Origin of the sequence: Clostridium sp. DMHC 10, from assembly GCF_001270375.1 — a bacterium.
Taxonomy (GTDB): Bacteria; Bacillota; Clostridia; order Clostridiales; family Clostridiaceae; genus Clostridium_S; species Clostridium_S guangxiense.
Genome location: NZ_LGVB01000015.1, coordinates 1,484,113 through 1,502,903, shown reverse-complemented (window position 1 = coordinate 1,502,903; position 18,791 = coordinate 1,484,113). Strand labels below are relative to the sequence as shown.

General features: G+C 30.6%; 38 protein-coding genes. 4 read left to right on the top strand and 34 right to left on the bottom strand.

The window, feature by feature from the left end; translation table 11 throughout:
* Position 1 precedes the first annotated feature (1 nt).
* From AGR56_RS09310 to AGR56_RS09180, 29 genes are all read right to left on the bottom strand, one after another.
* Positions 2-397 carry a hypothetical protein gene (locus tag AGR56_RS09310; RefSeq protein WP_053242028.1) on the bottom strand — a complete coding sequence of 132 codons (396 nt, stop codon included), beginning with the start codon at positions 395-397 and terminating at the stop codon, positions 2-4.
* Between the two features lie 18 nt (positions 398-415).
* Positions 416-844 (bottom strand): phage tail tube protein, encoded by a 429-nt coding sequence (locus AGR56_RS09305; RefSeq protein ID WP_053242027.1) that lies wholly within the window; start codon positions 842-844, stop codon positions 416-418.
* A 45-nt stretch (positions 845-889) separates the two neighbouring features.
* On the bottom strand, positions 890-1,975 hold the full coding sequence (locus AGR56_RS09300) for a phage tail sheath C-terminal domain-containing protein (RefSeq protein ID WP_198150004.1): 1,086 nt from the start codon (positions 1,973-1,975) through the stop codon (positions 890-892).
* A 13-nt stretch (positions 1,976-1,988) separates the two neighbouring features.
* Positions 1,989-2,438 (bottom strand): DUF6838 family protein, encoded by a 450-nt coding sequence (locus tag AGR56_RS09295; protein WP_053242025.1) that lies wholly within the window; start codon positions 2,436-2,438, stop codon positions 1,989-1,991.
* A gap of 21 nt (positions 2,439-2,459) precedes the next feature.
* A complete protein-coding gene (locus tag AGR56_RS09290; protein WP_053242024.1) occupies positions 2,460-2,912 on the bottom strand; it encodes a hypothetical protein in 453 nt (150 codons plus the stop codon).
* A 4-nt stretch (positions 2,913-2,916) separates the two neighbouring features.
* Positions 2,917-3,252 carry a head-tail adaptor protein gene (locus AGR56_RS09285; RefSeq protein WP_053242023.1) on the bottom strand — a complete coding sequence of 112 codons (336 nt, stop codon included), beginning with the start codon at positions 3,250-3,252 and terminating at the stop codon, positions 2,917-2,919.
* A gap of 2 nt (positions 3,253-3,254) precedes the next feature.
* On the bottom strand, positions 3,255-3,542 hold the full coding sequence (locus AGR56_RS09280) for a head-tail connector protein (protein ID WP_053242022.1): 288 nt from the start codon (positions 3,540-3,542) through the stop codon (positions 3,255-3,257).
* A 50-nt stretch (positions 3,543-3,592) separates the two neighbouring features.
* On the bottom strand, positions 3,593-4,747 hold the full coding sequence (locus AGR56_RS09275; protein WP_053242021.1) for a phage major capsid protein: 1,155 nt from the start codon (positions 4,745-4,747) through the stop codon (positions 3,593-3,595).
* 52 nt (positions 4,748-4,799) lie between these two features.
* Positions 4,800-5,387, bottom strand: a complete 588-nt coding sequence (locus AGR56_RS09270) for an HK97 family phage prohead protease (RefSeq protein WP_157055727.1) — start codon at positions 5,385-5,387, stop codon at positions 4,800-4,802.
* Positions 5,377-6,642, bottom strand: coding sequence for a phage portal protein (locus AGR56_RS09265; RefSeq protein WP_053242019.1), 1,266 nt, complete (start codon positions 6,640-6,642; stop codon positions 5,377-5,379). Before AGR56_RS09265 ends, AGR56_RS09270 begins: the two co-directional genes overlap by 11 nt.
* 36 nt (positions 6,643-6,678) lie before the next feature.
* Positions 6,679-6,891, bottom strand: a complete 213-nt coding sequence (locus tag AGR56_RS09260; RefSeq protein ID WP_198150002.1) for a hypothetical protein — start codon at positions 6,889-6,891, stop codon at positions 6,679-6,681.
* An 8-nt stretch (positions 6,892-6,899) separates the two neighbouring features.
* A complete protein-coding gene (locus tag AGR56_RS09255; RefSeq protein ID WP_347460451.1) occupies positions 6,900-8,702 on the bottom strand; it encodes a terminase TerL endonuclease subunit in 1,803 nt (600 codons plus the stop codon).
* A complete protein-coding gene (locus tag AGR56_RS09250; protein WP_053242017.1) occupies positions 8,689-9,171 on the bottom strand; it encodes a phage terminase small subunit P27 family in 483 nt (160 codons plus the stop codon). The genes AGR56_RS09255 and AGR56_RS09250 overlap by 14 nt, the downstream gene beginning before the upstream one ends.
* A gap of 156 nt (positions 9,172-9,327) precedes the next feature.
* Entirely contained in the window at positions 9,328-9,786 is a 459-nt protein-coding gene (locus AGR56_RS09245; RefSeq protein ID WP_053242016.1) for a hypothetical protein, read from the bottom strand.
* Entirely contained in the window at positions 9,783-9,989 is a 207-nt protein-coding gene (locus tag AGR56_RS09240; RefSeq protein WP_053242015.1) for a hypothetical protein, read from the bottom strand. The genes AGR56_RS09245 and AGR56_RS09240 overlap by 4 nt, the downstream gene beginning before the upstream one ends.
* 144 nt (positions 9,990-10,133) lie before the next feature.
* Positions 10,134-10,586: a hypothetical protein gene (locus AGR56_RS09235; RefSeq protein ID WP_053242014.1), complete on the bottom strand. Its 453-nt coding sequence runs from the start codon at positions 10,584-10,586 to the stop codon at positions 10,134-10,136.
* 12 nt (positions 10,587-10,598) lie between these two features.
* Positions 10,599-10,970: a hypothetical protein gene (locus tag AGR56_RS09230; RefSeq protein WP_053242013.1), complete on the bottom strand. Its 372-nt coding sequence runs from the start codon at positions 10,968-10,970 to the stop codon at positions 10,599-10,601.
* Positions 10,971-11,147, bottom strand: a complete 177-nt coding sequence (locus tag AGR56_RS20230; RefSeq protein ID WP_157055726.1) for a hypothetical protein — start codon at positions 11,145-11,147, stop codon at positions 10,971-10,973.
* Entirely contained in the window at positions 11,140-11,436 is a 297-nt protein-coding gene (locus AGR56_RS09225; RefSeq protein ID WP_053242012.1) for a hypothetical protein, read from the bottom strand. Before AGR56_RS09225 ends, AGR56_RS20230 begins: the two co-directional genes overlap by 8 nt.
* Before the next feature lie 16 nt (positions 11,437-11,452).
* Entirely contained in the window at positions 11,453-11,755 is a 303-nt protein-coding gene (locus tag AGR56_RS09220; RefSeq protein WP_157055725.1) for a hypothetical protein, read from the bottom strand.
* Positions 11,756-11,956: 201 nt separating this feature from the next.
* Positions 11,957-12,190 carry an ASCH/PUA domain-containing protein gene (locus AGR56_RS09215; protein ID WP_053242010.1) on the bottom strand — a complete coding sequence of 78 codons (234 nt, stop codon included), beginning with the start codon at positions 12,188-12,190 and terminating at the stop codon, positions 11,957-11,959.
* Entirely contained in the window at positions 12,191-12,586 is a 396-nt protein-coding gene (locus AGR56_RS09210; RefSeq protein WP_053242009.1) for a hypothetical protein, read from the bottom strand.
* A complete protein-coding gene (locus AGR56_RS09205; RefSeq protein ID WP_347460527.1) occupies positions 12,579-13,580 on the bottom strand; it encodes a ParB N-terminal domain-containing protein in 1,002 nt (333 codons plus the stop codon). Before AGR56_RS09205 ends, AGR56_RS09210 begins: the two co-directional genes overlap by 8 nt.
* A 2-nt stretch (positions 13,581-13,582) precedes the next feature.
* Positions 13,583-14,347, bottom strand: coding sequence for a hypothetical protein (locus AGR56_RS09200; protein ID WP_053242007.1), 765 nt, complete (start codon positions 14,345-14,347; stop codon positions 13,583-13,585).
* A 217-nt stretch (positions 14,348-14,564) separates the two neighbouring features.
* The gene (locus AGR56_RS20225; protein ID WP_157055723.1) at positions 14,565-14,726 is read right to left on the bottom strand and encodes a hypothetical protein; all 162 of its coding nucleotides are present in this window, start codon (positions 14,724-14,726) and stop codon (positions 14,565-14,567) included.
* Positions 14,727-14,820: 94 nt separating this feature from the next.
* Positions 14,821-15,006, bottom strand: a complete 186-nt coding sequence (locus AGR56_RS09195) for a hypothetical protein (RefSeq protein ID WP_053242006.1) — start codon at positions 15,004-15,006, stop codon at positions 14,821-14,823.
* Complete coding sequence (locus AGR56_RS09190; protein WP_053242005.1) at positions 14,987-15,280, bottom strand: hypothetical protein; 294 nt, start codon at positions 15,278-15,280, stop codon at positions 14,987-14,989. The genes AGR56_RS09195 and AGR56_RS09190 overlap by 20 nt, the downstream gene beginning before the upstream one ends.
* A complete protein-coding gene (locus AGR56_RS09185; protein WP_053242004.1) occupies positions 15,252-15,524 on the bottom strand; it encodes a hypothetical protein in 273 nt (90 codons plus the stop codon). The genes AGR56_RS09190 and AGR56_RS09185 overlap by 29 nt, the downstream gene beginning before the upstream one ends.
* A gap of 16 nt (positions 15,525-15,540) precedes the next feature.
* Positions 15,541-15,786: a hypothetical protein gene (locus tag AGR56_RS09180; protein ID WP_053242003.1), complete on the bottom strand. Its 246-nt coding sequence runs from the start codon at positions 15,784-15,786 to the stop codon at positions 15,541-15,543.
* 73 nt (positions 15,787-15,859) lie between these two features.
* On the opposite strand from AGR56_RS09180, the gene AGR56_RS20220 reads away from it, so the two are divergent.
* On the top strand, positions 15,860-16,036 hold the full coding sequence (locus tag AGR56_RS20220; protein WP_157055722.1) for a hypothetical protein: 177 nt from the start codon (positions 15,860-15,862) through the stop codon (positions 16,034-16,036).
* Between the two features lies 1 nt (position 16,037).
* Here AGR56_RS20220 and AGR56_RS09175 read toward each other — a convergent pair whose 3' ends face one another.
* Positions 16,038-16,241: a hypothetical protein gene (locus AGR56_RS09175; protein WP_053242002.1), complete on the bottom strand. Its 204-nt coding sequence runs from the start codon at positions 16,239-16,241 to the stop codon at positions 16,038-16,040.
* Positions 16,242-16,273: 32 nt separating this feature from the next.
* The gene (locus AGR56_RS09170; RefSeq protein WP_053242001.1) at positions 16,274-16,528 is read right to left on the bottom strand and encodes an excisionase; all 255 of its coding nucleotides are present in this window, start codon (positions 16,526-16,528) and stop codon (positions 16,274-16,276) included.
* Positions 16,529-16,605: 77 nt separating this feature from the next.
* Here AGR56_RS09170 and AGR56_RS20215 point away from each other — a divergent pair, with 77 nt between their 5' ends.
* Positions 16,606-16,776 carry a hypothetical protein gene (locus tag AGR56_RS20215; RefSeq protein WP_157055721.1) on the top strand — a complete coding sequence of 57 codons (171 nt, stop codon included), beginning with the start codon at positions 16,606-16,608 and terminating at the stop codon, positions 16,774-16,776.
* Here AGR56_RS20215 and AGR56_RS22705 read toward each other — a convergent pair.
* A complete protein-coding gene (locus AGR56_RS22705; RefSeq protein ID WP_278279596.1) occupies positions 16,763-16,885 on the bottom strand; it encodes a hypothetical protein in 123 nt (40 codons plus the stop codon). The genes AGR56_RS20215 and AGR56_RS22705 overlap by 14 nt on opposite strands.
* A gap of 79 nt (positions 16,886-16,964) precedes the next feature.
* Between AGR56_RS22705 and AGR56_RS21705 the strand changes: the two genes are divergently transcribed.
* Complete coding sequence (locus tag AGR56_RS21705; protein ID WP_242851385.1) at positions 16,965-17,087, top strand: DUF2513 domain-containing protein; 123 nt, start codon at positions 16,965-16,967, stop codon at positions 17,085-17,087.
* A 232-nt stretch (positions 17,088-17,319) separates the two neighbouring features.
* Here the strand turns inward: AGR56_RS21705 and AGR56_RS20210 are convergent, their stop codons facing one another.
* Together AGR56_RS20210 and AGR56_RS09165 are read right to left on the bottom strand one after the other, a co-directional pair.
* Positions 17,320-17,493 (bottom strand): hypothetical protein, encoded by a 174-nt coding sequence (locus AGR56_RS20210; RefSeq protein ID WP_157055720.1) that lies wholly within the window; start codon positions 17,491-17,493, stop codon positions 17,320-17,322.
* 129 nt (positions 17,494-17,622) lie between these two features.
* On the bottom strand, positions 17,623-17,862 hold the full coding sequence (locus AGR56_RS09165) for a helix-turn-helix transcriptional regulator (RefSeq protein WP_053242000.1): 240 nt from the start codon (positions 17,860-17,862) through the stop codon (positions 17,623-17,625).
* Between the two features lie 142 nt (positions 17,863-18,004).
* On the opposite strand from AGR56_RS09165, the gene AGR56_RS09160 reads away from it, so the two are divergent.
* Positions 18,005-18,766 (top strand): helix-turn-helix transcriptional regulator, encoded by a 762-nt coding sequence (locus AGR56_RS09160; RefSeq protein ID WP_053241999.1) that lies wholly within the window; start codon positions 18,005-18,007, stop codon positions 18,764-18,766.
* Positions 18,767-18,791: the final 25 nt, after the last annotated feature.

Sequence of the window (18,791 nt, the reverse complement as noted above, 5' to 3'; positions counted from 1 at the left end):
TCTATGAGTTTTTTACATCTACCTTTCCTCCACCGAACTCAATTAGTTCATTTCCAATTGACATTACCTCTCCAACTTCCAATAATGCCTCTACTATTTCATTAAATTTCACACCATACGCACTTTGAAGCTCTTTGCTTTTAAGCATCTCACAATTATCATAAATTATTTTCTTATACCCTTCATATACACTGCTTACTTTTGTTTCATCGTCAATTGCATCCATGCAGTCCAATATATCCTCTCTAGTTGGCTTGCTAAATGTAAGGTCACCTCCCAAAGATTTTATATAAATATTTTTAAATGCTTTTTTAGAATCTTCCTTTTCCGTTTTTTTAGCAATTATATCCTCCAATGTTAATACCTTTGTCTTTTCTTTGCTTATATTTTTTTTCATCTCAAATTCCTCCTAATTTTATGCACTTATTGTTTCGAGGATATCCCAATCCCCGAATTTAAATGGCATTTCTTGTGTTATTGTTTTTTTAGCTTCTATTGTGTGTCCTAACTCTGTGAATAAAACTTCTTTTAATTCCCACCTTTCAGACTGGTTGGTTTGTTTATCTGTCACTTTGGTAAGTATCGTTATGTCTGGGAACACACCGCTTTTAAAGGCATCACTTATCATTTTTACTCCTCTACTATAAGTTTTATTAAGTGTTATTGTCCCCTCTGAAGAACATCCCGTATAACGAGAATGTTCCTTTGGGTCTCCGACAAAATTAACGCTATCAAAGTTTCCCGTTATTTTAAACTCAATTTTTTGAATTTCAGCCCAAAGCTCTCCATTTACCCATACCTTTCCATCTGAACCGCTTAAAACTCTGTTTGAATTTACATCCATTAGCGCAACCTTCCTTTCTTTGAAAATAAAAAAGAGTAGAAATAACTACTCTAATATTGTTGTAAAGTCCATATCTTCCATTGCATCAAGCACTTTTACATTTGCTTTTATAAATACGTTACTTTTAAATGTATTCTTTCTAACCTCCGCATCTTTCCACGTAGCAGCCTCACTATCCCCAGCCTTTATCCATGCTTGTCTTTGTGCCTCAATATCTATATCACACGTGTTGGTATAGTCTGCATCCAAAATATCATTTTGTGCAAGTGTTTTATAATAATCATTTATACCACTAATAAAAATAACTTGATTATCTGAGCTATTTTTATATTTACCCACATAATTACTCTTAAATGTCGTGGTAATATCCTCTTGCATGATATTTATAGCTTCTACTACTGCAATTTTCTTCATATCTTCTGTATCATCATCAGTTATTGTAGTAAGAGAAGTTACTCCTCTGCCTATTCTGATAACACCATCATCATTTATAAGGACTAAATTTCCATCATCAATTGAAGTATTAATATTGGTTGGTTCAACTATACTCGATAAATCATCAAGCACATAATAGGTACTTGACATACTTAAACTCAATCCCGCTAATATTCCGAGTAGTCTTGATATATACTTTTCTCCTGTAACTTGACCTCTAGTATTGTCTTTAAAGGTTACCTTTTCGTTTTCAAGCACAACTATTTGCTTACAATCTGGAGGTGTTGTAGGTTTAAAAACAACTGCTTTATAGGTCTTTTTCAATGCTTCTTGGTCTTTCACAAAAGTACATACAGCGTCTTGGTCTGCTTGTACACCTTCTGCACACCCTAGCCAATTTATTTTCATGCTCTTAATTATAGTAAATGCATCTTGAATATTGCCATCCGTTGCATTTATTCTTATGGCTATTACTTTTCCGGGCGAACCTTTAAGGCAATCTTTTATATATTGTAAATTACTAGCCGTATATAATTTTTCATCAGTACTTAAATCATCTAAATTTTTATATTCCTTAGTTGTAAATGTCTTATCAGTATCATCCTTTATTATTAAAGCTACAATACCTCTTTGACTTTTTTGCTCTGCATCATTTGCTAACCTTTTAAAGGTTATGTTTATAACAGGAAGTCCCATACTATCACCCTTTCTAATTAATTTGTAAATTGTCCATATATGGAATGCTTTCATCTTGTGGTATTTCTTCTATAGTATATAAATCAAATGTAGCAGTAAGAAATCCATTTTGCTTGTCTATGTCAAATTCAATTCCATCGTCAATGTTGATAATAAAATTGTCATTAATCTTTAAACCTTCCAAAAATGTTCCTTCAAGTAAATCCTGTATTTCCATTAGTTCTAATTTATATTTGTTTGGATTTAAAGCAAAATAATAAAGTTTAGTTGTTAATTTCCTCTCCTTATTACTTGCATTAAATTTACCTGTCTTGTTTTTAAAAAATTCAACATAAAAGCAAGGTCTAATTATTTCTTCTTTAATATCTGTAGAACTAAATCCCACAGCATTATAAGCTGTATTAATCAAACCTTGCTTAACCTGTTTTACTATAGACTTGTTAATGTCCTCTAAGGCGACCACTCTATCACCCCTTATTCAAATTTAAAATTTCTTTGCTAGATCATCTGCGAATTTCTCACAATCTTCACCATATTTACTTTCAAACTGGCTTTCTGCGGCTTCCATGAAATGATATCCTGGAATAAATTTTTCTTCTCCTTTTTGTCCTTTGTGCGGCTTATGTATCCAGCCATTATTTATAAGATGTGCATGTGGTGCACTATTATAAGCACGAGCTGACCATACACCGTTAAATTTATAAGCCTTTCCAGCACTAAATTTATTAATTATCTTGCTGCTATCCTTTACTATCTTTCTACTTGAAGCTTCCAAGCCTATTCCCATAGAGCGATATACTTTTTTATTTGTACTATTTAGCTGTCTTGCTTCTTTCCTTATGAAATTCTTACTTTCTTTAGGCATAAATACATTAGCATTATCAAGTATCTTATCCACATAATCATCAAACTGGCTCATGTCAAATCCATCACTCATATAATCACTCCATTTTTGCTTTACACATTATTTCCCATTCATCATTAGTTTTAAAATTAGGTTGAAAATATTTAAAATCATATCTTATTCCCTGATATATAATAAACATGCTGCGTTTTGGAACTATACTTTTCTTTCTACATTTAATTTTATGTGTAGTTTCTGCTGGTGTTGTTCCTGCTTCTGTTGTACTGATTGACCCTATTAAACTTTGAGGAATTATATTGCACCAAAAAGGTTCTTTTATTTTTTCTTCTTTCGTATCATCTTCTTCCAATTTGTTTTTGCATGGTACATTGTCCCATAATTCAGCACGATTATGATATTCTCCAATCGCCATATTTATACACCTTCTGTACTTTCTTCATTTCCTAGAGCATCAAATATAGTGTTAATTATCATATCTCTTTTAATTTGTATTGTAATATTCGGACTTCTATTATTATAAAAATCCGATGTTAATTTTTGTAATGCAAGTTCACTTAATTTAACTAGTTTGGGTTTAGCTTTGTAAGCTTCTCCGCAACATACATCAATATATGATTGTGCTGAATCCATATAAAATTGTAAGTCAGTATCATCATCATTATAATCTATTGTTAATTTGCTTTTTAGTTCTTCTAATGTCATTAAGGCACCTCATTTCATAATAAGATAAGTTGCAACCCCTATCTTATTTATTAAGCTCCTGCTTTAACTTGTAATACTACTATCTTTTGTTCATCTTGTATATCGGAATCCATTTCAACATAAGCACATACACCTACAGCATATTGCGTTGCATATTTTTCATTTAATATAGTTGTTTCCATACTATTAGAAACTTTTACAGCTAATCCAGACATATCACCAAATGCAATAGCTTTGTTTCCTGCTGCTGCTATTGGCATATTTTCACTTATATAAACTGGATGCCCCAAAAGATTATAGCGTGAACCAGTTGTAAAGTCTTTCTGTAATAAATAATTGCCTTGTCCATCTTTAAGTTTCTTTAAAGATGTCCTAGTTTTTTTGTTCATGATAAATACCGCATTGGTTAAATAAACATCTGGAATTTCTGCTTCAACATCAATTATATCGTCAGCACTTATTGAAGCTCCGCTTGTAGTAAGTACATTTTTAGCACTTAATACACCAGTCATTTTGCCAGCAGTTCCATTGATTAATTCTTTTTCGATAAATCTTGACATAGATTTAGCAACTTCATTAATTACAAAATTTGTTACATCAAAATCATTTCTATTGATAAGGGATTTAGATATCTTAGCAAGTACCCCAATTATAAAATCATCTAAATCTATAGTTGCAAATTTTCCAGTACCTTCTACTAATTCTGTGAATTCATCCATATAACTACATGTTATAGAAGATTCATCTTCATTATATTTTGGTAAAACTAGTTTTCCAGAAACATTATATACTGTTGCAAGTGAATAAATTGGAGATATTTCATGCACTTTTGTAATTATTTGATTTGCTATAGAAGTCGGTATAATTCCACCATTATCTCCAGCACTTAAAGCTCTTTTTTCGCCTCTTACAAAACTTGCAAAATCTCTCGCTTCTTCTTTAGTTATAGTTTTATTATCTGTTTCCACTTTAGTGTCTTTTTTTCTGTCCTCTGCATCCTCTTTTTCCTTTTTCTCTTTTTCTGCTTGCGCTTCTAAATCTCTTTTCTCTTCTGCCTCTACTTCCTCTGTTATTTTAAGTTGTTTATCAAGATTCCTTTTTTCTTCCATTACTTTTTCAGCTTCATCAAGCTTATTTTCATCTATTAATTTTCTAGCTTCTGTAATCTTTTCCCCTATTTTCATTCTTATCTCTATACTTTTCATATAAATACCTTCCTTTTTCTCTTGAATTTATTTTTGCATAAAAAAAGAACTATTATAATTCTAGTTCCATTAGCAATCTACGTTTTCTTATTTCATCATCATGTTTCTTTTTTTCTTCTGCTTTATGCTCATTAAAGCTTCTTGTATTAGCTTCGCTGTCTGTATATGCTGGTATAGGTGTTATTGTTACTTCTATAAGTGTCACATCTAATAATGTTCTTAAGTCGCTGCCATCATCTTGTATCGACCAGCTATCGTTATTAGTTATAAAGCTAAATGAGCAGCCTTCTACTTCACCAGATTTTACAAGCTGGTACACATCATTTGAATAGCTAATATTAGAATTTAATGTTAGTGTGAATTTAAGCCCTATATTGTCAATTTCTAGTTGCAAAGAACTAGTTTTAGTACTACCTAATACCTTGTCAAAATCATGGTTGTATAACCCCCAAATATTATGTTTATCAGCTAACGTTTTATCAAATGCGTGAGGGTCTACAGTTTCATAGAATCCCATGAATTGACTTATTGTATTGAATTTAGTTATATAGCCGCTTATAACCATACCATTGTCCTGCGTTACTTCTCTTGTCTCTATGCTATTAACATACATCTTTCTATATTCTGTTTTATTGTTCACTATTATCACCCCCATTCTTATTATTGTTATTTTGCCATGAAGCTTTTCCAGCTTTTAAGTCGCTTAATAAAACCTGTCCACTTGGAAGTGTTACTGTCTCATTTTCAAAATCTAATGGTACACCTAATTTTCTTCTAGCAAATTCTAATGAATATACTCCATTCTTAACATAATTAGTAATAACTTCTGCTTGTGTTTTGTTATCCATTCTTAATAATGTTTGCTCGTCAGAACTAAAATAATAACCGTTTTGATAATCCTGTGGCTTTAAAAGTTTATAATTAAATTCTGCTTCATTTCCTTCGAATAGAATTAATAAAACGTCATTCAAATAACTTAAATTACTTTGTTCCATACTATTATTATTTACACCATCCCAAATACCTATTTGCCAAGGCTGTAGACCAAAACTTGTACAAATATCAACTTGAGACATTTTCTTTAATTCTGCAAATTGTGAATCTGCGAGATTTAAGTTTAGTGGACTAATATTAAATCCTGCTGGGACAGTAAATATTCTTTTATCATTCGAATAAATTCTTGCAAATTTAGCCTGTATTTTCTTTAGCTCGCCTTCTTCTTTTATATCACTCGTAAGCTGAACTACTGCCTTATTGGTTAATCCATTGCTGAATAAATCTTTCTGGTATGCCTGTGCTGTTTGATTTGTTGTAATAGTATCGCTTAAATTAGCCTTTACACTCGTACTACGCAAGCCGTCAAAGCTTAATCCCTTAAAATGTAAAATTTCACTATACAGACAATTGTACTCCATTCCATCAATTCCACAGCGGTAATAAACCAGTACAGGATTTTCCATTTTACTTTTAGCAATCCCAGCATTGTCTATAATAAAACGTGTTATTTCTATAGGATATAAAGCTATTGGATTACCATAAGCATCACGTTGAATTAATGCTCCGCTTTCCCCTTTATGTTGTCTTACCGCCTCCATACATTTTAAAAAATCTATCTGGCTCATATATGGGTTTGGTCTATCTATTAACTTTGCTAATGGATTGTTTTTTACAACAATCTCGCCCTTATCTGTAGTTTGCTTGAGCTGTAAAGGAACTTTGCTTACATCACTGCTTATTCTATTTATGCATTTGTAGTAAGTGCTTTCTTTTAGTTCAATATCTGTTAAAGGTGCATTACTATAAGAACTATTCCAATCTAAATTAACGAAATCATTCCATGGCATTGTTGTTTGGGTGCTTCTTTTTTCTTTATTTTTTATTTTGTCCCAAAACATTTAACTTTCTCACCACCTTTCAAGCAACAACAATTATTATTCTTTGCTTACAAAATACGATACTATTATTAATTCAATCGCTACTACATAAAATCCAGCGTGAATATTTATATCTAATGTATTTTTCCCCACAATAAAAAAAGCTAATAAAATCAACATATCAGCTATCTTATTAGACATACTTTTTAAATTTTCAATTTTGTTTTTCATATTTAACAGTATTTTTCTTGCTTCTAGTTTAATTTTCATATTTTCACCTACCAATCCATAGCCTCTAATGCCTTTAAAGGGTCATAAGCACTTGTAAAATCATAGTACATAGCCAGTTTATAAGCACATAATGTTGCATCTACAGGGTCAATTCTCTGTATTGTATGGTCTTTATCTATCTTAATAAGCCCGTTATTTTTAACTATTACAGCATTTCCCATAGCAAAATTAAGCAATGGATTGCTTGTATATAATACATTTTTGCTATAAACTTGCTCTCTAAATCCACTGGTACTTTCATTCAATGATTTACATGATTGAAATACTTCTACAACTTTACTTTCTCCAAGTTCTTCCTGCATTTCAATTATAAATAAGCTTGCATTTGCAGGATCAACACAAACAGTATGTATATTCCAATCATTTTCCTTACAAACATTAAAAATATATTGTTCAACATACTTTTGGTCAACTATATCTGTATTTGTAACAGTTAGGAACCCCAAGCGCTCCCATGCATCATATGGAACCTTATCTTTTTTAGTCCTTTCAACTAACTTTTCTCTATTTGGTATGAAAGAATGAGAAAACAATATATATTTTTTAACCTCTCCGTCTAAAATTGGTATTATAAAAGCAACACTTGTTAAATCTATCTTTGCTGACATATCTACGCCAACAAACACATCTTTTCCTTTTAAATCATATGGAATAATGCTTGACCATTCTTTTATGCTTGTTAATGTAGCTTCGCCTTTCTTATTTATTTCGCAAAGCTTCCATTTTTTCATGTCCATATAACCATTTTTTTTAGCTTGTACCCAAACATTAAGACATTTAGTTAAAAAATCATTCATTTTTTCTGGTATTTCTTTAGCAACTCTAAAAGCTTCTTTGATTTTGTTTTGACCATCTTTATAAGTCATTCTTATAGGGTTTGCTTTATACCAGTTCTTTATATCCTCTTCTTTGTCTCCTTCGTCTAGCTCTAAAATATCAGTATAATAAGTGTCATTCACAACTGAATCCATATCCGGATTTAAAATTTGGCTACAATATTTATACTCTTGTGTGTAACATGGAGCGTTTAGGTCTTTTCCTGCTGTTGTTATTATCATTAATAAAGGCTCTTTAGTGTTTTGTCCATAAACTGCCATAGTATAAAATTCATCAGTCTTATGTTGGTGATATTCGTCAATTATCATAAGAGCTATATTTCCACCATCATTGCTTTGACCGTCTTCTTTACTTAATGGAGTCATAGTGCTACCTGTCTTGATATGTATTATGGAATCCCTAGTAACTCTGAATTTTAATGCTAATTGTGAACCTTTAAGCATTAATTTTGCTTCATCAAAAACAATTTTACTTTGTTTTCTTTTAACCCCAGCGCAATTAATTTCATAAACTTCACCATTTTTAGTACTACCACATGCTAACTCATAAAGAGCAATGCCGCTTTCAAGCTGTGATTTTGCGTTTTTCCTGGCAACCTCTACGAAACTTTTAGTAAAACGTCTTAATCCTGTATCTTTATTCCGCCATCCATATATTTGGCATACGAAAAACTTTTCCCATATATTTAATTCAATTGGTTTACCAGCTAAAACACCCTTGCTATGATGTAAATAGCCGAACCAATCAACTATTTTTTGTGCCTCTTCTTCATCCCAAACATAAGGAAAATCATTAGTTCCTATTCTTTCTAAGTCACTCAAGAATCTTTTACATGCCCATTTATGCTTTTTGCAACTAATATAATATTCAAATTCATTTATATATTTATCTTCAAGGCAATTATTTGCATATTCTATTAAATCAGCTAATATTGGTAAATTAGATATTTCCAAACTTATCACTTATTTCTTTTTGTTCTTCATTTACTTTTATTTGACCCATTTTTAAACGTGCATCTATTGTTAAGCCAAGAAGTGCGCTGTATTTCTTTATCTCTTCTGAATATTTAAGTTGTACTTTTATAAATGGATTTTCAACAATACAGACTGAATCATTTGTATTGGTATATTCTATCAAAGGATGCTTTTTCATTTCCTTTGTAGCTTCTCTATAATTAGAATAAGCATTACAGTAGCAACCAAGGTTATTTAAATCTAAATTGTTTATAGTGCCTATAATTTTAAAGTTTTTTATTAACCTTTTCCATTCTTTTTTTGCTATACTATCACGTAACCATGTTGGTGGCTTTTCAAGTTCATTATCTGGAGCTTTTATTGCTTTTTCTTCCATTCCTTTTTTTAATTTTTCTTGATTTGTCAAGTGTTTAGTTTGCAAATCCAATATTTTCCTTGGTCGTCCCATGTAATATCCTCCCTTCTTTTTTGATAAAAAATTTCTTCAATATATGCATAACTATTCATAAAAAAAATTTGTTTTGGGAATTTTACGTGAAGAAAACTGGGGATGCGGTCGCCCTCCCAGGGTGTAAAACTTTTCCAACCCCCGCCACCCCAAATTTTAAATATGTAAAAATTCATCATGAAATTTTTTTAAGCAAGAAATTAATAGCAATTCAGTTTCTTTCTTTATTTTTTTACTTGTATCATACTGCCTGTGCACATGCTTGTGGTTACTATCACTAAGGTATATAAGGTTATGCCTGTTCAGTCTCATTCCCCACGCATCACGTAAAGGTATAATGTGATGAACTGTAAAGCCTTCAATTATTCTTCCAGTTCTATAATACTCGTACAAATCCATATGAAGTAATTGTCTTATAACATCGTTCCTTATCCTTAACCAGCCCTGTGTCTTATAGAATTCTACTATGTCCTTATCTATATTTAACCTATGCTTATCATAAATTCTATAACCCTCATGTTTTTGCTTGACATGCATTGCTTCATGCTTGGAGCAATAGAATTTATCGTAATCTATAAGAACATTACAGCCTGTGTGTCTGCATAGTCTCTTCACTGCCTATCACTTCTATGATTATAAATGGTTATATCTTTTCCATTAGCTAAATCAATTCCTACCAAACAATTGCTTTTCATAAACTGATTGTATTGCATTTGTGAAGTTATAGCATTGTTTGAATCATAATTATTTATTAGCTCTGGTTTTACTCCAAGTGCTTCACATATTTGCCTTTCAATTTCCTTCACATGCTTATTCATGAATATTCACCGCCTCGATTTTAAGCAATAAAAAAGAGCGCCCATTTCTGAACGTTCTTTTAACTCTTGTCTCTTTTTCTAACTATACACATTTTATCACAAATTATACCCTCATTACTGCAAACTTTTTTAAATTGTTTTAAATTATATTCTTAGTCCCCTTTTTTCAGCAAATAATTTTCTTGCTTTTCTTAAGTAATAATATATAGAGCGTTCACTCGCTGGCACCTCTAATTCTGCTGTATGAACTCTGTTTTGGATTTCTCCCTTTTCTATTTCTTCTTCTGGTTCTTTAAAATATACAATCTTTATAGCTTGTACTATATCCCATCTGTGCATAGCTCCTAACTCTGCTAAAGTCATTTCGACTGCTTCTAAATCTCTTATTTCTGCAATTCTTTTATCAACTTCTTTTTCTGCTGCCATTATTGCTGCTTCAACTGGTTTACTTATATTAAAACTGCAATTCATTTCTTTCTTCTTATAGTTTTCTAATGTTTCATCATATATCATTTTTTTATATTGGTCTGCTGTCATTCTTACTGATGCATAGAAGCGAAAGGCTTCCGTTGCGTAGTCTCTTATATGGTCTTTCATTCAATCACCCTTTTATTCTACATATAGTTTTCCGCCCATACATGCTATAACAATATCTAACCTTGCATAGCCTTGTGGATGCCACTTTAATGTTTTGGTTAATATATCTACATCCTTAATGCTTATTTGGAGAAGCCTTGCTATAAGCATTTTGTGGTAATATTCTTCTGAAAATAATTCAAATAGCTGTTTCTGCATTTCTGATTTATATTGAATATCTATTTTTCTATTTTTATGTGGACTATTGTTCCCTCTGTGATGCTCCATGCATAAATATTTGTGATTTATTGGAGCATTTACCATGCCCAAGCTTTTCCTTCTGAAAACTATGTGGTGCTCCTCTCCTGGTTGTCCACATATTTCGCAATAATGTCTTTCACTCATTTATATTTGTCCTCTTTTCATGAATCTTTCTTTTAGCCTATTAGTTACATAATCCGCATCCCTTTGCCTCTTGCGCTCTTTCTGTATCTTGTTATATTTTATAACTGCTATAGTGTATATGGTCTTTTCTTCTGGAGTATCTACGTTATACGCTTTACCACCAATCGATTTAATCATTGTTAACCTCTCCTTTGTTTGGAGCTATGCCTTTATCAAGATTTTTAAATTCTTTATAAATATTAAGATTCCATTCATCGTAAAATGTTTTTAATGCTTGTACCAAATACCATTGCTTATGTTCGCTTTCAGAAGCAATTCCTTTTTCAAGTATTGAAAGTACCTTGTCAATTAACTTTCCCTCTTTATCCTCTTTCTTCTCTTTTTCTAACTTGTCACATCTATCTGCTTTCTCTTTTATTTTCTCAAATTCTTTATAATTAATTGTTACTGTCGCATTTTCCAGCATTGTTAGCCTCTCCTTATTATCTAAAATCAAACACAAAAAATTCTTTAAGCTTAATGTCTATATTGAGTTCTAAAACACATCCTATAGGCATTTTCTTTTGTAGTCTTTCAAATTCGTTTTCCTTACTCATTTTAGGTTCAAGCCATTCTTTATTTTTATCTATCCATTTTATAAATTTTTCACTCTGCTTATTATTTAAATGCGAACGCAAATAATCACTCGAAAATTCTATTTTTGCTTTTAGCTCTTTTGCTTTAAGAATATCATCTACAATTTTTTCAAATGGCTCTTTCCATTTGAAGCATAAAAACTTTTTCAATTTAAACACCTTTCTTTGCCTTTTATTTAAATTCAATGCCTATCTCATGTTATTTTTGTATGATTTTATTTTTGAATCCAACCATTTTATGAATTTATCAAGTTTGAGTGTCTTTACTAACTCTAAAATAAGGCTGTCCCACGCTTTTTCTAATTCTGTTTTATTGTCTATGGTTAACGCTTCCTTTCAGGTTATGTAATATTACTGTTTAATCCCTAATATTACATAACCTTCTTTTACATAGAGAGGATTGTCTAAAATATAAGTTATAATTCTTATAAGCTTTCTTCCTGTATATTCCCCTCCTGTCCATTCCCTTAAATAAAGAGAATCTCCGACCTTGAAATTACGGTCATTTCTTCTCACTTCAAATGATTTTCTTTTTTCCTTAACTGCTTGGAAGAACTCTGGAAGTGTTTTTAATTCATGAACCAACTAAATCGCCTCACTTTTCTGTATCTCTTCCAGTTCTTTTCTTCTTAGCTTTATTTTTTTCATGGATGTATTTAAACTTTTAGCTTTGCTCTGCATTTGAATTTCAATTTTTCTAAGTGCCTCTGCATCATCACATGAATCTATATTTACATAGCTTGACTTACCTTCTTTGTCCTTGTAACTATAGCAATTTCTTATACCTTTTTTATTCTTATATGTCCTCATGAGGTTATTTGCTGCTCTTCTTAAGGCTTGGCTTCTTAATTTGCGTATATCAAAACGGTAATAAGGCTGAATTAACTCCATAACTTTCTCTATTGTTACCTCTCCAAGTTCATCTATTTGCTCTATAATTATTTTTCTAGTTTCTTTTTCAATATTTGCATTTCTACTCATGCTTTTTCACCCCTTTGAAGAAATTCTGTATAACAGTTAAATTATTTATAGCAACTTCTAAAGTACTTAATTCTAAAAACACCTCTTCTTGCTTCTCTAAAGTACAATTCCACGCAGCTAATGAATCTTTATCAATACTTAATTCTGCCACCTTAGAAATTACATTTTGATATTTCCTAGTGTGATCTAAGCACTTGTCAAATTGTTCACCAGTCATTTTATTAAAATCGGTTATACCAAAAATATGTTTTTCTTGATGTTCATGTTTGCTCAATAAAACTACATTTTTAGGAAGCGACTTTTTAATTTCTTCTTGCTGTTTTTTCTCTTCCTGCTCTAATTTCTCCGTTTCAAGTTGCTGTTGATATTCTTTTTCTGCCTCTTCATTTTTCTTTTTAGTTTCTATTGTATCTTTGGTAAGGTTATAAGCACTATTTATTGTTAATTGACCTGTTTTTGCCTTAACCTTTATATCTTCTGGAGCTTTTTCTTCTATATATTCAACTTTGTGTATAGTATCATGGCTTACTCCTGCTAATTTCGCCAGTTCCTTTTTAGTATCAATTGGAGTAATCGCCTTGTCTGATTTCTGACAATCTGATTTTGCATTTTTGCTTTTCTTGTCCCCTCCAGACAGAGAAAGATTTTCTTTTGCTTTTTCCTCTATTGCTGGTTTAAACTTTAATGCTATTTGTGCAAGCTCATACTTATTAAGATTTCTTCTATTCTTCTGATTTGCCCACGCCCATTTCATAGCCTCTAGCTTGTCCTTAAATTTCATTTCTAAAATGTCATATGGTATATCATTCTTTGTGCAAATTTCATATCTATGGTGTCCATCCACTAGAATGTCACCCCAAACTATCAGAGGGTTCAAACAACCGTTTTTTATAATATCCTTTTCTAGTTCCTCTTTTTGCTCTGGGGTTAGCGGAGGTAATAACTGCTTAAATTCAGTTTCTATTTTTATATCATTCACCTTTCCACCACTCACTTTCAATCTTTTAATTTCCTCATTTTAATATATAAATAAGTACCGCCCATAATTTGATTTTCAGTTACTTTGCATTCATTTAAAAAATACTCTGGATATTCCTTTCGAAAAATCTCTTTATCCTCTGGAGAAGTTGAAATTTCATGTACTTTTTTCTTTGTATATTTAAAATCATTAACTTTTATAACAGGCTGTTTTAAGTTCCTACTTTGAATCCATCTTTTATTTCCTTTTGTTCCCTTTGTATCTTTTGTTACTTTTTGGCTTTTGGTCATGTATTTTGCTAATGCCTCATATCCATTTTCATCCGCTTTCAATCTATCTGCATTAGCTCTACCTTTTCCCCATAATTTTTCTACTGTATCTCTATCAATATCTCCTGACATTATTATGTGATGATGAAGTCTCTTCCCCTTTTCTCCGACTTCAATTACTGCCATATATTTCATTTCAGGTAAACCATGTTTATTTCTATAGTGTTTTATTCTTCTTATGTAATTTGTAATATCTCTTTTAGCTTCCTCTTCATTTTCTGGAAGTTCCTTATCGGTGTATGTTAAATGTGCCACTATGTCATTATCTGTAAAATTATTATTAACCAATCTTGCAAAATGTTTTCTTGCATTTTTATCATTTAAATTTTTCTGTTTTAAAGATGTTCTCTTTTCCTTTTTCTTCCTTGACTGTTTTCTCTCTTTGCAAGATATTGGATATACTTCTACTTCTAATATTTTTCCACTATAAATTTTTTTCTCTCTATATGGCATACCTCTCACCTACTATTGCAAATATTATTTTAATTAAACTGTATATGTTAAAATTCTCTATGCTAATTAAAATACAAGTATTTTAATCATCATAGTCGTTAAGATAATACCTATTACGAGGCACTTAAAGCCTCAAATAAAGCTTTAATAAAAAGCACATCTATATTACTTTAAATGTGCTTTTTACTTTTTCTTCCACCTGTAAAAATATTTAAGATTAATCGTGCCTACCATTCTTATGCGTGCTCTCATTATTAGCAGCTTCATCAATGTGTTTTAAAAATATATCTGTTATTTCATCAAAAGCTTCAATTGCTGAACTTTCTTTTAAATCAACATTCATGCTTGCTTGTCTCTCTAAAATTACAGTTATTTTCATTCTTGAACCTCCATATTTGATTTTTCTTTAACTCTGTATTAGAATTAAAGTATCGTTTTATTTTCTTTGGGCTCTTTTATAAGAGCTCTCTTTTTTATGCTTGCACTCTTTTACTAACCCCATAGTAAATAATTGCAGTTCTCAAAATGTAACTAATATCACTTTTTAGTCCTAGTTTAATATGATTCGCCTTTATATCATTTTCAGTTTCCTTCATAACCTCAATGAACTCTCCATCAGTCATTTTAAAACCTTTCTTTTCAAGTGCTTTTCTTATCATTTCTTTGTAGCACCTCCACAAAAATTTCAGTTTTTAAAAATGTGAATGCTTTTTCTATACTAAGAAATTTTGCCACTAAAAAATTTCCGTTTGTATTGTCTATTGCTGTGTAAGAATTATAACCAAGAACTAAATAATTTCCTAAAGGTCTATGCTTGTCCATAATTTCTTTTGCATCCTCTTCTGAAATTGTTCTAATTCCAAATACGTTCAGTAGAAGATTCTTAAAGTTAGCCTCATGGTTTTCAAGGAGTTCGATTGATTTTTGTACCATTCCTTTTCCCTCCCTTTAACCTCGTGACCATTAAAATTCCATGTTTTGCATCAACTTGTACTGTATTTAATCTTGTGTCAATTTTTAAATTATTTAGAATAAATTTAAGCTTATACTTGGAAATATCACTATGTTTTTTAAATGAATACCATTTGCTGTTTTTTTCTGCCTTTTGTGCCTCGTATCTTTCCTCTATATACTCTCTTAATAGCTGCTTGTTATCTCCTTCCAACTTTATTACCATTACTTAACCCCCTAACTTAGTACCATGAGTGTTTTGATGTTACATGAAACCATTCTTTGTCAGCACATTCAGCCTTGATAAATGTAGTTTTATGTTTCCCTCTTCCTTCGTATGCTATAGAAACCGCAATTACTTCATGGTCTTCTGGAAACTCAAAGGATTTATAGTAATTATTTAAAAATCCCTTGAATGTCTCTTGTGCCTCTTTAGACAATTTTGGAAATCCTTCAATTTCATTTGCTTCTGGTAAATCTTTAATCATTTAATTTCAATCCTTTCTATTTTGCTTGTCCTTTCAACTTATGGTAAAATTTTGTTGAAAGGTGGTGATATTTATGTCTAAAAGAATAAGTCATGAACACATTCACGATATTGCTATTGGTATTTTAAATCACTACAATATGAATAATGAATGTAATACTAATGATATAAAAGCTTTAACTTCTAATTATTTAAAACGCTATATTGAAGTAACAGAACAATTAGAAGAAAGTCAATCTCCACAAAAATAAGTCAGTCTTTCATTTTGCCAATGGTAAAAACGCTTGATTTTCTTACATCAAAGCTTAATGATGAAAGAAGTTTTTGCCATTCTAAAAATGTAATTTTATTTTTATCAAGTAAACTAAGAATTTGATTTTCAACATTTTTAATTTGCTCTTCTCTTGGTAGCTCTTGAACCTGTACTTCATGAACTGCCTCTTTTTTATTTTTCATTTAATTCCCTTCCTCTCAAAATTAAATAAGGTTTACATTAATAATGTTCTATTTTCCTCGCTTATCCTATCCAGCCATAAAGCTAATTTTTCTCTGTTTATAAATATCTTTTTTCCAACTCTAAAGTATGGAAAATCTGTGTTTTCCGCATGTACTAATTCAAGAATTGTACTTCTTCCTATTCCGCTCTCTTTAACACATTCTTCAAGTGTAAGTGTCATTTTCTTTTGTGGTTGAGCTTCTCGAATTGCTTCCTTAATAATTTGTTTTAATTCTTCTGGTTGCATATTGTAACCTCATTTCTTAATTTAATTTGTCCTTGCCTTTCAAATATGGTAATATTTTGTTGAAAGGTGGTGATTTTATGCCTGAAAAATTTGGTCTTAGTTATGATGAAATAAACTCAATTCTTAAAGAATCTATTTCTGGTGAAAAAGTAATAGATGCAACTACTGTACGTGATGTAATAACTAGAGCTATTATTGAAAATAATAAAAAAATTCTAAAAGACATTCAGCATATTATTTCCAAGTAACTCCTTTGGCTTTTGCATCTTTAAATTTGATATTTTTTAAATCACTAAATTTTAGATTTAATTGCTTCCGAACTGGTACTTCGGAAGCAACTTCTTTTTTCTCCTCCATCTAATTCCTCTCCTTCCTAATTTAATTTGTCCTTGCCTTTCAAATATGGTAATATTTTGTTGAAAGGTGGTGATACTTTATGAAATTAAATCCCGACTGTATTAGAGACATTTTACTTACTGTAGAAGAAGCTCCAGGTGTTAACCCCCAAATCCCATATCCAAATAATGAAGAATACGAGAGATTAAAAAAAGTATTCTAAGGATGAAATTTTATATCATGTTAATCAATGTGAGTTATCAGGGCTCATTACTGAAGTTTCATGGTTTCTCGGCGGAAATTGCTTAATACATGATTTATCTCCATATGGTCATGAATTTTTAGCAAATATACGCTCTGATACAAATTGGTCTAAGACAAAAGAGATTGCATCAAAAGTAGGTTCTTTTTCATTAGATGCGCTTTCCAAAATTGCAGTATCTGTTGTGACTTCATTAATTAAAGGCAACATTTGAATTGACAGCTATTTTTATTGTAAGCTCTGTTACTCCTTTAGCAGGGCTTTCAATTTTATATCCTTCAACACCCTTTAATTGAAAATCATCTAATTTTATCTCTTCATTTATAATTTTTAGATTATGAAAAAAATTTTCTTTTTTATTTTCCACCTAATCCCTCTCCTTCCTAATTTAATTTTTGTTTTTCAGTTGGCTTAAAAAGTTCTTCAAGAGGCATATTAATCTTTAATATTTGTTTAATTAACTTAGCTTCTGCTAAAGTTATTGGAGCTTTGCTAGTTAATTTTTATTGAGATTATCTTTACATATCTCATTAAACAAATATCTAATATCCTTATTTGGAAAAAATGTTCTATTTATAGCAAACGCTTCGTCTAGGTACAATGGTCTTTTTCCTGAAAGTTTTCCACTCATGGTATCCCTATTTACACCAATCTTATCTGCTAATTCTTTAATAGTTATTTCATTTCTAGCCATTTCAGCTCTAAGATTTGAAAACCTTATATTTGTTTTTCTCAATTTGTCCCTCTCCTTTCACGCATTGCGTTGTTTATGCTTTAATATTATATCGCAATGCGTGAAATGTCAATATCTTTTTTAAAAAATTTTATTGCAATGCGTGAAAAATGTAGTATAATACTCTTATATGGAGGTACAAAGCATGGATTTTTATAAAATACTATTAAAAATAATGAATGAAAAATCATTAACAATACCAGATGTATCACGTGCAACTGGATTATCAGACTCAACAATAAGAAGTATCATTTCAAGAAAAGCCAAAAATGTAACCTTAGAAGTTGCTTTTAAAATATCTAAGGGCTTAGACGTTAGTTTAGAAAGGCTAAACGGTGATAATCCTTCTAATTCTAATCTAATAGATGAATTAAATATGAATGAAGCCAAACTTTCAGCCAATAATAAAGGGTTAATTGAAGATAGTTTAAAAGAAATAATATTAAGCAAATATAAAAGTTTAAGAGAATTTACAATAAAAATAGGAATGCCATATTCTACTTTTGATACCATTTTGAAGCGTGGTGTTGATAAAGCAAATATAATAAATATATTGAAAATATGTGATGAATTAAATATAAGTGCTGATAAATTGGCTATTGGTATTATAGAAAATAAAAATTCAAATCAAAATGATTTAACACAAGATCAGGCAACACTTTTAGATAACTATAATAAATTAAATACTATAGGCAAAAAAGAAGCTAATAAAAGAGTTTCTGAATTGACTTGCATCCCTATGTATTCTGATTCAGAAATTACAGCCACAAGCGATAAATCTGAAAAAATACTTGAAGGTATGTATGATACTATTGCAGCACATGATGATGATTTAACACCTGATGAAAAAGAAGAAATGAATAGAAGGATTTTAGATAAATTAAATAAACTACATAAGGATAAATAACTGGAGCTGGTTTATGAATGACGCA

Bases quoted from the DNA above. Each gene is read 5' to 3' on its own strand.
- AGR56_RS09210 (WP_053242009.1), bottom strand. From the start codon at position 12,586: ATGAGTAGAAATGCAAATATTGAAAAAGAAACTAGAAAAATAATTATA.
- AGR56_RS09240 (WP_053242015.1), bottom strand. From the start codon at position 9,989: ATGAATAAGCATGTGAAGGAAATTGAAAGGCAAATATGTGAAGCACTT.
- AGR56_RS09250 (WP_053242017.1), bottom strand. From the start codon at position 9,171: ATGGGACGACCAAGGAAAATATTGGATTTGCAAACTAAACACTTGACA.
- AGR56_RS09235 (WP_053242014.1), bottom strand. From the start codon at position 10,586: ATGAAAGACCATATAAGAGACTACGCAACGGAAGCCTTTCGCTTCTAT.
- AGR56_RS09260 (WP_198150002.1), bottom strand. From the start codon at position 6,891: ATGAAAATTAAACTAGAAGCAAGAAAAATACTGTTAAATATGAAAAAC.
- AGR56_RS09285 (WP_053242023.1), bottom strand. From the start codon at position 3,252: ATGGCGATTGGAGAATATCATAATCGTGCTGAATTATGGGACAATGTA.
- AGR56_RS22705 (WP_278279596.1), bottom strand. From the start codon at position 16,885: ATGGAGGAGAAAAAAGAAGTTGCTTCCGAAGTACCAGTTCGGAAGCAA.
- AGR56_RS09185 (WP_053242004.1), bottom strand. From the start codon at position 15,524: ATGGTAATAAAGTTGGAAGGAGATAACAAGCAGCTATTAAGAGAGTAT.
- AGR56_RS09230 (WP_053242013.1), bottom strand. From the start codon at position 10,970: ATGAGTGAAAGACATTATTGCGAAATATGTGGACAACCAGGAGAGGAG.
- AGR56_RS09170 (WP_053242001.1), bottom strand. From the start codon at position 16,528: ATGCAACCAGAAGAATTAAAACAAATTATTAAGGAAGCAATTCGAGAA.
- AGR56_RS20220 (WP_157055722.1), top strand. From the start codon at position 15,860: ATGTCTAAAAGAATAAGTCATGAACACATTCACGATATTGCTATTGGT.
- AGR56_RS09290 (WP_053242024.1), bottom strand. From the start codon at position 2,912: ATGAGTGATGGATTTGACATGAGCCAGTTTGATGATTATGTGGATAAG.
- AGR56_RS09265 (WP_053242019.1), bottom strand. From the start codon at position 6,642: ATGTTTTGGGACAAAATAAAAAATAAAGAAAAAAGAAGCACCCAAACA.
- AGR56_RS09160 (WP_053241999.1), top strand. From the start codon at position 18,005: ATGGATTTTTATAAAATACTATTAAAAATAATGAATGAAAAATCATTA.
- AGR56_RS09175 (WP_053242002.1), bottom strand. From the start codon at position 16,241: ATGAAAAATAAAAAAGAGGCAGTTCATGAAGTACAGGTTCAAGAGCTA.
- AGR56_RS09190 (WP_053242005.1), bottom strand. From the start codon at position 15,280: ATGGTACAAAAATCAATCGAACTCCTTGAAAACCATGAGGCTAACTTT.
- AGR56_RS09195 (WP_053242006.1), bottom strand. From the start codon at position 15,006: ATGATAAGAAAAGCACTTGAAAAGAAAGGTTTTAAAATGACTGATGGA.
- AGR56_RS09275 (WP_053242021.1), bottom strand. From the start codon at position 4,747: ATGAAAAGTATAGAGATAAGAATGAAAATAGGGGAAAAGATTACAGAA.
- AGR56_RS20225 (WP_157055723.1), bottom strand. From the start codon at position 14,726: ATGAAAATAACTGTAATTTTAGAGAGACAAGCAAGCATGAATGTTGAT.
- AGR56_RS09280 (WP_053242022.1), bottom strand. From the start codon at position 3,542: ATGACATTAGAAGAACTAAAAAGCAAATTAACAATAGATTATAATGAT.
- AGR56_RS09300 (WP_198150004.1), bottom strand. From the start codon at position 1,975: ATGGGACTTCCTGTTATAAACATAACCTTTAAAAGGTTAGCAAATGAT.
- AGR56_RS09310 (WP_053242028.1), bottom strand. From the start codon at position 397: ATGAAAAAAAATATAAGCAAAGAAAAGACAAAGGTATTAACATTGGAG.
- AGR56_RS20230 (WP_157055726.1), bottom strand. From the start codon at position 11,147: ATGATTAAATCGATTGGTGGTAAAGCGTATAACGTAGATACTCCAGAA.
- AGR56_RS09225 (WP_053242012.1), bottom strand. From the start codon at position 11,436: ATGCTGGAAAATGCGACAGTAACAATTAATTATAAAGAATTTGAGAAA.
- AGR56_RS09305 (WP_053242027.1), bottom strand. From the start codon at position 844: ATGGATGTAAATTCAAACAGAGTTTTAAGCGGTTCAGATGGAAAGGTA.
- AGR56_RS21705 (WP_242851385.1), top strand. From the start codon at position 16,965: ATGAAATTAAATCCCGACTGTATTAGAGACATTTTACTTACTGTAGAA.
- AGR56_RS09180 (WP_053242003.1), bottom strand. From the start codon at position 15,786: ATGATTAAAGATTTACCAGAAGCAAATGAAATTGAAGGATTTCCAAAA.
- AGR56_RS20215 (WP_157055721.1), top strand. From the start codon at position 16,606: ATGCCTGAAAAATTTGGTCTTAGTTATGATGAAATAAACTCAATTCTT.
- AGR56_RS09200 (WP_053242007.1), bottom strand. From the start codon at position 14,347: ATGCCATATAGAGAGAAAAAAATTTATAGTGGAAAAATATTAGAAGTA.